This is a genomic window from Actinoplanes sp. NPDC051411 (genome assembly GCF_040682075.1).
Classification (GTDB): Bacteria; Actinomycetota; Actinomycetes; order Mycobacteriales; family Micromonosporaceae; genus Actinoplanes.
In genome coordinates, this window is sequence record NZ_JBFBAD010000009.1 from 98,616 (window position 1) to 111,181 (window position 12,566).

The window sequence follows — 12,566 nt, forward strand, 5'->3', positions numbered from 1 at the left end:
GATTATGTGCTGCGTGTCGTGGTCGGGCGCTTCCCGGCCGACAACCGGGTCAGCCAGCGAGGGTCGGTGCTGACCATGTCGTCCCACAGGTCGCGGGCCACCTGCGCCGCCCCTTCGGACTGCCAGCGGCGCAGCAGATGGCGCGGCACGTACTGCCGGATCCACTCGATCGTGCGACGCGCCTCCCGGTCGAGGCCGTCGGTGCGCAGACGCCGGGAGTACGGCCGGAGACCGAGCAGACAGCAGAAGTAGATCGCGTTGTAGTGGCGCCACTCCTCGCCGGTGTCGAACGGCCCGGTCGGGCGCAGCGCGCTCACCGCCTCCTGGAGCACGTTGCGCAACTCGTGGGCCCGGGCCAGCGGCTCCTCGACCGGGCTCTTGGCCAGCCGCCGGTCGACCGCGGGCAGGTCGGTCAGCGGGCTGCGCATCAGCCGGCCCAGGTCGCCGTAGCTGTCGAGGGCCTGCCGCACGAACCGCACGAAGTCGGTCTCGGGCGTCGCGATCATGCGGCTGCGCTCCCGGCGCCGAGGCAGCGCCTCGCCGCGCAGGAACAGCGCGTGCCGGTCGGCCCGGAGTCGCTCGTCGGACCAGAACGCGACCCGGTCGAGCAGCCGGTGCACCGGGCCGCCCAGCCCGATCACCGTCATCACGAAGCCGACCACGGCGAACTGGAAGACCGCGACCATCCGCGACGAGGTCACGAACATGGTCAGGATGACCGGGCCGCCGGCCAGCAGCAGACCGCCCACCGCGGCGACCAGGGAACGGCTCAGGTCGGGCCGCAGCCGTTCGCCCGCGTCGGTCGCCTCGGCCACCGCCACCAGATAGCCCAGAACCAGCACGTCGACCCCGATCGCGGCGATCGCCAGCCAGGGCGCGCCGAGATCGGCCGGCCCGAACAGCAGCACCAGCGCGGTGCCGTAGAGCACCGCGACCAGGCTCAGCGCGAGCGGGATCAGGCGCGGCTCGACCTGGTCGCGGAAACGCCAGAGCAGCGACAGGCCGCCGAGCAGCGGGGCCAGCACGACCAGCCGCCCGGACGGCGGCAGCAGCACCGTGATCAGCACGAACGCCGCCGAGACGACCAGCCAGCCGCGCTCGATCTGGCGGCGCTCGGGCACGAACGAGGGCAGCAGGGCGACCGCGGAACCGGCCCAGAACAGGGCCGGGGCGGCCAACAGAACCTCGGCCGTGGTGCTGGCCGGGGCCAGCGTCCAGGCGACGACGCCGGCCGCGTACGCGATCAGGGCCGCGGCAGCCCGCCGGCCGGCCGCGCGGGCGGGGTCACGGCCGACCAGATAGCAGGCGAGCCACCAGGTCAGGGCGAAGGCGGGTACGGCGATGGCGGGCACGCGAAGAGTCAACCAAAGATCTGCTGGGTCTCGACAGTCTCCCTTTTGACCCGCCGGTGTCGTCGCCGGCGCACCACCCAGACCGCGAACCAGAGCATCAGCAACAGACCGACCAGCACCAGCACCGGCAGCAGCACCGCCAGCAGCGACATCGCGACGCTGCTGAAGTCTTCGAGCGTGGAGACGATCGGGGCGCCGAAACCGGCCGTGGAGACGTTCACCACCGGGCGGGCGGTCGCCTTGACCCCGTGCACGCAGAACGCGATCAGGATGCCGGCCACCACCGGCACCCACTGATGCGAGGTGAAGAAGGTGCCCGGGTCGGAGACGGTCACCGTCTTGGACTCCGAGCCGGCGCCGAAGGCGAGACCACCGGCGGTCGGCCGGACCACGGTCTGCACGATGTCGTTGAAGTGGTCGACCACCGGCACCTTGTCGGCGACCGTCTCGATCGACAGCAGGACGGCCAGGATCAGCAGCACCCAGCCGTTGGACAGCCAGGCCCAGCCGCTCGGCAGCTGTATCGCGTCGGTGAACCGGGCGAGCAGGCCCATGAGGAGCAGGGGGATATAGGCATTGAGGCCCGCGGATGCGGCCAGACCGGTTCCGGTCAATGCTTCGAGCACGACACCAGGATGGCATCCGTGGGCCACCGGCGCCTTCCGCTACTGTCGTCGGGTGCGTCTGGTCATCGCGAAATGCTCCGTGGACTACGTCGGACGGCTCTCGGCCCACCTGCCCTCGGCCGTGCGCCTGGTCATGGTGAAAGCCGACGGATCGGTGTCGATCCATGCCGACGACCGGGCCTACAAGCCTCTCAACTGGATGAGCCCGCCCTGCAAGCTGCAAGAGGCGCCCGGGGTGTGGAAGGTCGTCAACAGGGCGGGCGAGGAGCTGCGGATCACCCTCGAGGAGATCTTCCAGGACACCTCGTACGAGTTGGGCATCGATCCGGGCCTGGTCAAGGACGGGGTCGAGGCCCATCTGCAGGAGCTGCTGGCCGCCCACCCGGAGACGTTCGGCGAGGGCTTCACGCTCGTACGCCGCGAGTTCATGACCGCGATCGGCCCGGTCGACCTGCTCTGCCGGGACGCCGCGGGCGCCGCGGTGGCGGTCGAGGTCAAGCGCCGCGGCGAGATCGACGGGGTCGAGCAGCTGACGCGCTACCTCGAACTGATGAACCGCGACCCGCTTCTCACCCCGGTGACCGGCATCTTCGCCGCCCAGGAGATCAAGCCGCAGGCCCGGGTGCTGGCCACCGACCGGGGCATCCGCTGCGTCGTCGTCGACTACGGCAAGCTGCGCGGCATGGAGCGCGACGAGCTCACGCTCTTCTAATAGTTGTTGGTCAGCTCGACCCGGTCGTGGCCGGTCGTGCCGGCGATGTAGGCCCGCGCGCCGAAGCCGCCGACGACCGCCTGCACCAGCACGAGGGTCCAGGTGAGCGGGTGGCCCTGGGCGATCTGCAACAGCGTCGGCAGGCCGAGCAGCAGCGCGTCCGGCCCGAAGATGGCCTTGAACAGCGGGCCGGGCGAGATCGAGACGCCCATCTGGGTGTCGAACGCCATCGTGTCGTTGCGGACGAAGCCGACCCGGGCCTTGCGGATCGCCGCCGTCGCGCCGACCGGGCCGAGCACCAGGCCGAGCACCCACCACTGGCCGGGCGGCAGGTCGCCGAGCGCCTGCAGGACTCCGAGCGCGACCGTCGACCAGATCGTGGCCAGCACCGCCGGCACCCAGATCCGCTGCGACACCGCCTGCCGCGAGTCGAGCCCGAGCAGGCGCAGGAGCACCGGGTTGGCGGCGTCGGTGCGGACGTTGGCCGTCGACGCCCCGGCCGCGAACATGCCGCCGAGCAGCACCGCCGCCCCGAGCACCCAGGCCGGGAAGTGCACGAGCAGGCCGGGCAGCGCGGCCGACCCGGCCGTCCACAGAAGCCGGCGCGGCCGGCGCAGCGCGAGCAGCAGATCCTGAGCCACCAGCGCGGGCACCCGCGGCCAGAGCCGCACCGAGCGCAGCTGCCGCTTCGCCCAGTAGCGCCGCTCGATCATCTCCGTCACGAACGACGGCTCCACCCCGAACGCGCTGTCGAGCAGCGTGCCCGCGGTCTGGGCCGACTCGAGGATGCGCTCGTTGGGGGTGCCGCCGAGCCGGATCACCGAGACCGTCATCAGCACGACCACGAGCACGCCCAGCGCACCGGCCGCGAGGCCGGCGGTCGCGATCGGCCAGTCGGTGCCGGCCCGCGGGGCGTGCACGGCCGAGTCGACGACGAAGCCGGCCAGCCCGGCCGCGAGCACCAGGCCGGCCAGCCGGTCGGCCCACGGCGCCCAGCTGTGGGCCGCCTGGGTGGCCAGCGCCAACAGCATGATGACGATGCCGGCCAGGGCGCTGCCGACGAGAAGGGCGGCGGCCAGGCCGCCGGGCATCGGCCGGTACGCCACGTGCCCCGTGATCGCCAGCCCGAAGAGCGCTCCGACCAGGGCCGCCGCGAGGGTCGCCAGACGCAGCGAGGGCGCCAGCAGCCGCCGCCGGCTGACCGGGGCCGTGAGCAGGAACGAGGCGGCCGGACGGCTGAGACCGAGCGGGCCGAGCCGGCGCAGGGCCAGGAAGATGCCGCCCACCCCGGTCGCCAGCAGGGCGAGTCCGGCCAGTTCGGACGCGTTCGGGTGGGCCGGCCAGAAGATCACGGCGAGTTGCTTGTGCAGCATGCCGCCGACGATCGCGATGAAGAGCACCACGAAGTAGACGTTGCCGGCCGTCGCGCCGCGCTCGCGGTGCGCGGTCTGGCGCTGCCGGATCCACTTGCGCAGCGCGGGAAGGTCGGTCGCCTGGAGAGTCATGGCTTGCCCACGGCCCCGTCCGCCGTCAGCGTCTCCATGTTGGTGATCTGGGCGCCCGAGGCGGTCGCGAAAACGTCGTCGTGGCTGGCCATCAGCAGGGAGCCGCCGCTCGCCACGTAGTCGGCCAGCATCTCGGCGACCGTGGCCCGGCCCTCCGGGTCGAGGCGCTGCTCGGGCTCGTCCAGGATGAGCAGCGAACTCGGCCGCAGCAGGGTGAGCGCGAGGGTGAGCCGCTGCTTCTGCCCCGAGGAGAGCGACGGCGGGATCGCGTCGGTGTGCCCGGCCAGGCCCAGCCGCTCCAGCGCCTCGTCGACGCCGGCCTCCTCCGGGTCGGCGCCGTGGGCGCGGCAGACCAGTTCGGCGTGCTCGCGGGCGGTCAGACCCGCGTACCAGGTCGGGGCCTCCACGGTGGTCACCACCTGCCGCCAGAACTCCGGTGTCGACCCGGCCGGCTTCCCGAAGATCTTGATATTTCCCTGGTCGGGCCGCTGCAGGCTGCTCACGCACCGCAGCAGCGTCGACTTGCCGATGCCGTTCTCGCCGGTCACGCAGACCCCGGCGCCGGCCGGGACGCGCAGCGACACGTCGACCAGCACCGGCGTCGAGCCGTAGCTGACGTAGAGCCCATCCACCGCGACGGCGGGTTGATCTACCACGTGACGGACGGTAGCAGCCCGGATTTCAGGCGCGCCCGCGGCCGTAGAGGAGTCGAACCGCCTTGACGATGCGGGCGACCTGGGCCGGGGTGCGTTCGAAGGTCATCGCCGGCAGCATCGACGGGCCGCGGCGTACGGTGATCGCCTTGGCCCGGGCGAACTCACGCAGCCCGTCCTCGCCGTGGATCCGGCCGAAACCGGAGTCGCCGACCCCGCCGAACGGCAGGTTGCCCATGCCGACGAACGTGAGCGTTCCATTGACCGCGACCATGCCCGAGCGCAGCCGGCGGGCGATGCGCACCGCGTTCGCCTTGCCGAAGACCGCGCCGCCCAGGCCGTAGGACGTGTCGTTGGCCTGCCGCAGGGCCTCGTCGGCGTCCGCCACCTTGGTGATCGTCAGGGTCGGGCCGAACGTCTCGTCGCGGATCTCGCTCGAATCGGCCGGCACGTCGACCAGCACGGTCGGCGCGACGTACGGCGGCTGGACCGCCCCGGCCCCGCCGAGCACCGCCCTGCCGCCCTTGGCCAGGGCGTCGTCGATGTGGTCGCGGATGATGTCGATCTGCCGCGGCATGGTGATCGGGCCGATCTCGTGGCCGGTGCGCAGCCTGCCGGCCTTCTCGACCACGGCGGCCACGAACCGGTCGTAGACCGGGGCCACGACGTAGGCCCGCTCGATGCCGATGCAGGTCTGGCCGGCGTTGGTCATCGAGCCCCAGACCGCGGCCTCGGCGGCGGCCGGGACGTCGGCGTCGGCGTCGACGATCAGCGCGTCCTTGCCGCCCGCCTCGATCACCACCGGAACCAGGTTTTCCGCGCACGCGGCCATGACCTTCTTGGCGGTCGCGGTCGACCCGGTGAACGCGACCTTGCCGACCCCGGACCGGCAGAGCGCGCCGCCGACGTCACCGAGGCCGTGCACCACCTGGAGCACCGGCTGCTCGGGCACCACCTCGGCGAACGTGTCGGCCAGCCACTGGCCGACGACCGGGGTGTATTCACTCGGCTTGAAGACGACCACGTTGCCGGCGGCCAGCGCGCTGCTGATCGGGCCGATCGGCGTGAGGATCGGATAGTTCCACGGGCCGATCACGCCGACCACGCCGTACGGCTGGTATTCGAGGTGGCCCACGTGTTCGGCGGTCAGCAGCCGGGTGCGGGTGCGGCGCGGGCCGAGCACCGCCTTGGCGTGGTGGGCGGCCCAGTCGAGATGCTCGATCGCGCCGACCGCCTCGACGATCGCGTCGGCCTCCGGCTTGCCGGTCTCGAGCCGGGTGACCCGGGCCAGTTCCTCGATGCGGCGGCTGACCAGCGTGCGCCAGCGCACCAGCCGCTCCTTGCGACCGGTGAACCCGAGGCCCTGCCACCAGAGGGCGGCCTCCCGCGCGCGGGCCACCGCCGCGGCGACTGCCCCGGCGTCGGCGACCGGCACCCGGCCGGCCTCCTCGCCGGTGGCCGGATTGGTGGAGATGAGCACGCCGTCTTCGATCTCCGGCACGCCGGGCACACGGGTAGCGGTCATGAACGTGAGTCTAAATCGCGTACGGCTTCCCCCGTACCCTGGAAGGGTGAGCCCCCGCCGTAACCATCCCCGTCGCCGCGGCGCGTCGGAGACGCCGCCGTCGTCCCTCACCGACGAGCGGGTCCGCAAGGGCATCGAGGGCGTCCAGCAGTGGCAGGACGGCGAGTGGATGGTCCGTTCGATCTTCGGCGGCGCGGCGGTCAAGACCTACCGGTGCCCCGGCTGCATGCAGGAGATCCGCCCCGGCGTCGCCCACGTGGTGGCCTGGCCGATCGACGGGCGGGGCGACGAGAGCGACCGGCGGCACTGGCACACCGGTTGCTGGAAGGCGCGTGACCGCCGCGGCCCTAACGTGGAGCGGTCACGCAACGCCCCACGCTATGGGTAAGCCTTCCAACCGCCCCGCCCACCGCCCCAAAACGACTGAAGGCCGACCTATGAACATCCGCGCGAACTCGATCCTCCCGGCCAAAAGGGAGGACATCGAGCTGCAGACCGCCGACGGCCTCACGCTCGTCGGTGAGCTGGCCACGCCGCTCGACAGCGACCCGGTCGCCACGCTGGTCTGCCTGCACCCGCTGCCCACCCACGGCGGCATGATGGACAGCCACATCTTCCGCAAGGCCGCCTGGCGCCTGCCCGCGCTGGCCGGGATCGCCGTGCTGCGGTTCAACACCCGCGGCACCAGCAGCGTCCGCGGCACCAGCGAGGGCACGTTCTCGTCCGGTGTCGACGAGCGCTACGACGTGGCCGCCGCGATCGAATACGCGGAGTTCGCCGACCTGCCCGGCATCTGGTTGCTCGGCTGGTCGTTCGGCACCGACCTGACGCTCATGCACGGGCTCGACCCGGCGGTGAAGGGGGCGATCCTGCTCTCGCCGCCGCTGCGGTTCAGCCAGACTTCGCACCTGGCGGCCTGGGCGGCCGACGGCAAACGGCTGACCGCGTTGATCCCCGAGTTCGACGACTACCTTCGGCCGGCTGCGGCTCTGGAACGCTTCGCGGCCATTCCGCAGGCCGAGGTGGTGCCGGTCGCCGGGGCCAAGCACCTTTGGGTCGGCGACGCCGAGAAGGTGCTCGACGAGGTCGTGCGGCGGGTCGCGCCGGGCGTTCCGGTCCCGCTGCCGCGGACCTGGGACGGCCCGATCGAGACGGGCGACATGAACGCGTACGCCGACCGGTCCGTCGCCGCCTTCGCCGACGTGCCCGTGCCCAAGCAGTTGGACTAGCGGCGCGCCGTTTCTTGCCCCGCCCTCGCTGACTAGCGGTACTCCGGCGCGCCGTTGCCGTGCCTCGGGCTCTCGCTGACTAGCGGTGCTCCTGCGCGGGGACCAGCACCTCGCGCATGATCAGCTGGACCGCCGCGACCATCGGGATCGCCACCAGCGCACCGATCACGCCGAAGAGCGCCACCCCGAGCAGGGCCGCGACCACCGCGGCCACGTCGCTGACCTTGACCGAGCGGCGCATCACGTTCGGATAGATCAGGTAGTTCTCGATCTGCTGGTAGACGATGAAGAACACGGCGCAGACCAGCCCGGCGGTCAGCGAGTGGGCGAACCCGACCAGGCTCACGATCACCGCACCCAGCGTGGCCCCGATCTGCGGGATCAGGTCGCAGACCGCGACCACCACGGCCAGCGCGAACGGGTAGCCCAGGCCGAGGATGAGGGCGAGCACGAAGCTGCTCGCCCCGGCCACCAGCGCGATCATCAGCGCGCCGACCATGTACGCCCCGACCTTGGTCAGGATCTCGTCGGTGAGCAGGCGCACCCGCTTACGCCGGGACGCGGGGACCAGCGAATAGCCGCCCTCCCGGATGCGGTCGAACGACGCCATGAAATAGATCGTCAGGACCAGCACGGTGAGAACGTTGAAGATCGTGCCGAACAGCAGCCGGGCGCCACCGAGCACGCCGCCGACCGCGCTGGCGGCCGTGCCCGGGTTGAGCGCGCTCTTGACCTTGGTGAGGACGTCGTAGCGCTGGACCAGGTCGTTGACCGTCTGGTTGCGCTGAAGGCTCTCGATGTACCCCGGCACGTTGTCGATCAGCTGGGTGGTCTGGCTGACCAGCGGCGGGATCAGCGAGACGATGGCCCCGCCGAGCAGGCCGACCACCAGCAGCGCGACGATCGCCACCGCGCCGCCGCGGGGAAGACCCCACTTGCGCAGCCGGACCACCGCCGGGTTGAGGCCGATGGCCAGGAACAGCGCGATGAAGATCAAAACCAGGATCGAGGCGGCGTTGCGGACGCCGAGGAAGACCGCGTACGCCAGGATCAGCCCGAGCCCCATCAGCAGGCCGAACATGAACGGGTTGCGCCGGCTCAACGGCGGCCCGGGCTGCCCGAAGCGCCCCTCCCGGTGGTCCTCCTCGGCGGCGTCGACGGGCGCCCCGTCCCCCGGCGGCGCCGAGGCGGGCGACGCTGAAGTGGGCGGCGCCGAAGTGGGCGGCGCCGAAGTGGGCGACGCTGAAGTGGGCTGCGCTGAAGTGGGCTGCGTCGAGGTTGGCTGCGCCGAGGTTGGCGGTGTCGCGGCCGTCGTCGGCCCGGCCGTCGTCGGCCCGGCGGTGGTCTCCTCGGGCGCGGTCGGGTGATCGGTCACCGGAGAGCCTTCCGTCGTCGGCCGAACCTGTCGGCCGGGACGTTATCCCCACCGAAGCCGAAAACGCTACGCCTTACTTCGGTGTCGACCGAATTTGCGACGGTGATTACTCGGCGTCGGCCCCGACCCGGGTCGCCGGCGGCACGGTCACCTTGGCCGACGCGCTGATTTTGCCCGAGGTGTGCTGGCCCGCGCCCGGCTTGTCGGTCGCGCTGTGGGCGCCGCCCGACGCGCCGTTGTCGGCGGCGTGCGCGCCCTTGGCCTCGGCGTGCGCGCCGTTGACCTCGGCGTGCGTGCCCTTGACCTCGGCGTGCGTGCCCTTGACGTCGGCCGCGTGGGCCGCCTTGGTGTCCACGGCGTGGGCCGCCTTCACGTCCGAAGCGTGGGCGGACTTGGCGTCCGAAGCGTGGGCGGCCTTAGCGTCGGCGGAGTGGGCCCCGACCGGGCCGCCCGCCACCGCCCTCTCCGGCTCGGCGGCCTCCTCCGGCAGGTCGTCGGGGGAGGCGGCCGCGGCCAGCACCGCCGCGGCGGCCAGCTCGGCGACGCGCTTCGCTTCTCGCTGCACCTGACGGCGTACGTCGGTCGCGTGCCGCTCGGCGGCGTCGCCCGCCTTTTTCGCCTCGGCCAGCCGGTTGTTCTCGGTTTCGAGGTCTTTCCGGGCCGCGGCCAGCCGCTGGGCGATCCGCTCGGCCTCCTGCTCACTGCTCTGCGCCCGTTCCTGGGCCGCGGTCACCCGGCCCTGAGCCGCCGCGACCTTGGCCTCGGCGGCCTCCAGATCGCGGGCCGCCTGGGCGATCTTCTCCTGCTGGGCGGCGATCTCCTTGCGGACCGCGGTGGCCTGGTCGTCGGAGCGGCGCAGCACCTCTTCGGCGTATTTGTCGGCCTCGCTGCGCAGGTCGGCGCACTGCTTCTCGACCCCGCTGCGGAGCTGGGCCAGCTCCTGCACCACGGCCTGGCGGCGCTGGGCCAGCTCGTGCTCGACGGTCGCCTTGAGCTCGCTGTGGTCGCGCTCGGCGTTGGACCGGGCCGCCGCGATCTCCTGCTGCGCCTTGTCGCGCAACGCCTTGATCTCCTGGTCGGCCTGCATGCGGGTGGACTGAACGTAACCGTCGGCCTCGGCGCGGGCCCGCTGGGTTTCGCGGGCCGTGCGGTCGGTGATCTGCTGGGCCTCGGCGCGGGCCCGGCCCAGCCCCTGCTCGGCCTCGGCGCGCATCTGCTCGGCCGAGTGGCGGGCGGCGGCCAGCGCCTTCTCGGAGGCGGCGCGGCGGGCCGCGTCGGCCCGCTCCTCGTCCTTGCGGCGGGCGGCCAGCGCGACCTCGAAGTCGCGGACGGCGTCGTGGGCGTGTGCCTCGGCCTCGGCCCGGATGCGCTCGGCCTCGGCCAGCCGGGCGGCGATGTCGTCGGTGGCCGACGCCTTGATCGCCTCGGCCTGTTCCTCGGCCAGCGTCAGGATCTGCTCGACCCGCGGCCCGAGGTGGCGGAACGAGACCTCGCCGCTGAGCGGGCCCTGCCGGCGGGCCTGGACGGCCTCCTGCTGGAGCTGCTCGATCCGCGCGTTCATCGCCTGGATCTGCGCGTATGCCTGCTCGCGCTCGGCGGACAGTGCCGCTATCTCGTTCTCGGCCCGGGCGACGTAGCGCTCGACCTGCTTCTTCTCGTAACCCCGCAGGGCGGTCTCGAAGCTGGGCTCGGTGGCCGCGTCCCCGCCGAGACCGAAGATTTCACCGCCGTGCGACATGTTGTCCATCCTCACATACGCATCGTCCCGCGACGTACCGATACACACCGTCCTGAGCGGAGTATGCGTCTAGTTGTGATTTGTCTGGGCCGGCCGATGAGGCCAGGCTACGCGCCCCAAACGAGTCAGGCCGCACCGGAGAAACTCCGATACGGCCTTCGTCGTACAGACTGACCGCCGTTCGCTTTACCGTGGCGTACCCACAAGGAGTACGCAACCGGAGCGACCAGTGGCGAATGACTCAGCTGTGAATCACCTGGTGGCGCGGGCGTTGGCCGGTCTCAGCTGGTGGTCTCAGCCGTTGCGCTGGGCCACGACCGGCTTCTCGCCGTCGGTCTTGGCCGGCTCGGGAGCGCGCTGCGCCGGCGCCTCGGCCGCCTTCGCCGCTTCGGCCGGCTTGGCCGCCGCGCCGACACCCGGAACGAGACCGGACAGGCCGGAGAGCATCTGGCCGAGCTGGTTGGTGACCGCGTCCTTCTGACGGGTCAGGTCCTCCACCTCGCGCTTGGCCGCCTGGGTGGTCAGCTCGGCCTCGGTGCGGGCCTCGCTCAGCAGACGCTGGGCCTCGGCCCGGGCCTCGCTGACCGTCTTCTCGGCCAGGGCGCGCGACTTCTCGGTGGTCTCGTTGACGTGCCGCTCCGACTCGACCCGGCGCTGCTCGGCCCGCTGCTCGATCTCCTTGGCCCGGTCCTCGGCCGCGCTGGCCCGCTGCTCGGCCTCGGACACCATCTTCTGGGTGGCGTTGACCTGGGCGGCGTGCCGCTCCGACTCCTCGCGCTCGGCCTTCTCGCGCCGCTCGGCGATCTCGAGCGCCAGCGCCTGCAGGTCTTTGTCGCGCTTGTCGCGGGCGTCGGTCAGCATCTTGGTCGCCTCGGCGCGCTTCTCCTCCGACTCGCGCGACACCTTGGCCCGCAGCTGGGTGATCTCGCGCTCGGCGGTCGCCCGCAGCGACGCCACCTCGCGCTCGACCGTCGACTTCAGCTCGGCGACCTCGTGCGCGGTGACCGTGCGCAGCTGCTTGGTCTCGCGGTCGGCGTCGGACCGCAGCGTGTCGGCCTCGCGACGGGCCTGCACCCGGGCCTCGGCGGCCTCGCGCTCGGCGTGCGTGCGCACCTGGCCGGCCTCACGCTCGGCGGTCGCCTTCATCGCGGCGGCCTCGGCCCGCGCCTTGTCGGTGATCTCCCGCGCCTCGAGGCGGGCCGCGGAGAGGATGCCCTCGGACTCTCGCTTGGCCTCGCTGCGGTGATCGTTGGCCTGTTCCTCGGCCAGCCGCAGGATCTGCTCGACCCGGGTGCCCAGCCCGGAGAGCGTCGGCCGGTTGTTTTCCTCCAGCAGCTTGTTGCTGTCGGCCAGCTTCTGCTCGAGGGTGTTGAGACGTTGCTCGGCCTGGCGCAGACGGCGCTGCGCGTCGTTCATCCGCTGCTCGGCCTCACCACGGGCCTGCTCGGACTGATTGAGCGCGGCGACCAGGCGACCGAGATGGGCGTCGACCTGCCCACGGTCGTAGCCACGCAGCACGACGGTGAAATCATGCTGGGAATTAGCGGTGTCGAAGAAGGCCAGGTTCTGATCCTGCTGCTGGGGCATTGGGCCATCCTGGCGAAGACGCACCTGCCACGCAAGAGCGTGGCGACATCAGAAAGGCAAACCTAGATCACCTTTGACCTGCCCGGGAGCATCACCGCTGGCCGTTCGGGCGGACGCGACCGTCCGGCCGTCGGCGACGACTCGCCGGGCCGCCACCTGCTACATCCGGGGTTCGGTCAGCAACCGTCCACTGAGTATCGCGGTCGCGCCCCTCAATGCCCTCGATCCTGCCAGCCCCGGCCGCCGATGTGCGGGCGATTCACT

General features: G+C 71.9%; 10 protein-coding genes and 1 pseudogene. 3 read left to right on the top strand and 8 right to left on the bottom strand.

The genetic code is table 11. The features are described from left to right. Positions 1-2: 2 nt before the first annotated feature. Positions 3-1,352: a hypothetical protein gene (locus AB0M88_RS07495; RefSeq protein ID WP_364096884.1), complete on the bottom strand. Its 1,350-nt coding sequence runs from the start codon at positions 1,350-1,352 to the stop codon at positions 3-5. Positions 1,353-1,360: 8 nt separating this feature from the next. Beyond that, entirely contained in the window at positions 1,361-1,978 is a 618-nt protein-coding gene (locus AB0M88_RS07500) for a DUF4126 domain-containing protein (RefSeq protein ID WP_364096886.1), read from the bottom strand. Between the two features lie 52 nt (positions 1,979-2,030). On the opposite strand from AB0M88_RS07500, the gene nucS reads away from it, so the two are divergent. Next, complete coding sequence (gene nucS / locus AB0M88_RS07505) at positions 2,031-2,690, top strand: endonuclease NucS (protein ID WP_364096889.1); 660 nt, start codon at positions 2,031-2,033, stop codon at positions 2,688-2,690. Here the strand turns inward: nucS and AB0M88_RS07510 are convergent. From AB0M88_RS07510 to AB0M88_RS07520, 3 genes are read right to left on the bottom strand one after another with little or no spacing between them, the layout of a single operon-like run. Beyond that, entirely contained in the window at positions 2,687-4,195 is a 1,509-nt protein-coding gene (locus tag AB0M88_RS07510) for a DUF6297 family protein (RefSeq protein WP_364096892.1), read from the bottom strand. The genes nucS and AB0M88_RS07510 overlap by 4 nt on opposite strands. Continuing rightward, a complete protein-coding gene (locus AB0M88_RS07515) occupies positions 4,192-4,851 on the bottom strand; it encodes an ATP-binding cassette domain-containing protein (protein WP_364096895.1) in 660 nt (219 codons plus the stop codon). The genes AB0M88_RS07510 and AB0M88_RS07515 overlap by 4 nt, the downstream gene beginning before the upstream one ends. Before the next feature lie 25 nt (positions 4,852-4,876). Next, positions 4,877-6,373: an aldehyde dehydrogenase family protein gene (locus AB0M88_RS07520; RefSeq protein WP_364096898.1), complete on the bottom strand. Its 1,497-nt coding sequence runs from the start codon at positions 6,371-6,373 to the stop codon at positions 4,877-4,879. Here AB0M88_RS07520 and AB0M88_RS07525 point away from each other — a divergent pair. Then, a complete protein-coding gene (locus AB0M88_RS07525; protein ID WP_364096901.1) occupies positions 6,372-6,761 on the top strand; it encodes a hypothetical protein in 390 nt (129 codons plus the stop codon). The genes AB0M88_RS07520 and AB0M88_RS07525 overlap by 2 nt on opposite strands. A 49-nt stretch (positions 6,762-6,810) precedes the next feature. After that, the gene (locus AB0M88_RS07530; RefSeq protein ID WP_364096904.1) at positions 6,811-7,602 is read left to right on the top strand and encodes an alpha/beta hydrolase; all 792 of its coding nucleotides are present in this window, start codon (positions 6,811-6,813) and stop codon (positions 7,600-7,602) included. Positions 7,603-7,681: 79 nt separating this feature from the next. On the opposite strand, the pseudogene AB0M88_RS07535 reads toward AB0M88_RS07530, so the two are convergent. The 3 genes and pseudogenes from AB0M88_RS07535 to AB0M88_RS07545 form a co-directional block, all read right to left on the bottom strand. After that, positions 7,682-8,872, bottom strand: a pseudogene (locus AB0M88_RS07535) (AI-2E family transporter); the annotation flags it as partial. A gap of 211 nt (positions 8,873-9,083) precedes the next feature. After that, positions 9,084-10,724 carry a Laminin subunit beta-1 gene (locus AB0M88_RS07540; RefSeq protein WP_364097030.1) on the bottom strand — a complete coding sequence of 547 codons (1,641 nt, stop codon included), beginning with the start codon at positions 10,722-10,724 and terminating at the stop codon, positions 9,084-9,086. A gap of 285 nt (positions 10,725-11,009) precedes the next feature. Further along, positions 11,010-12,302: a DivIVA domain-containing protein gene (locus AB0M88_RS07545; RefSeq protein ID WP_364096907.1), complete on the bottom strand. Its 1,293-nt coding sequence runs from the start codon at positions 12,300-12,302 to the stop codon at positions 11,010-11,012. Positions 12,303-12,566 lie beyond the last annotated feature (264 nt).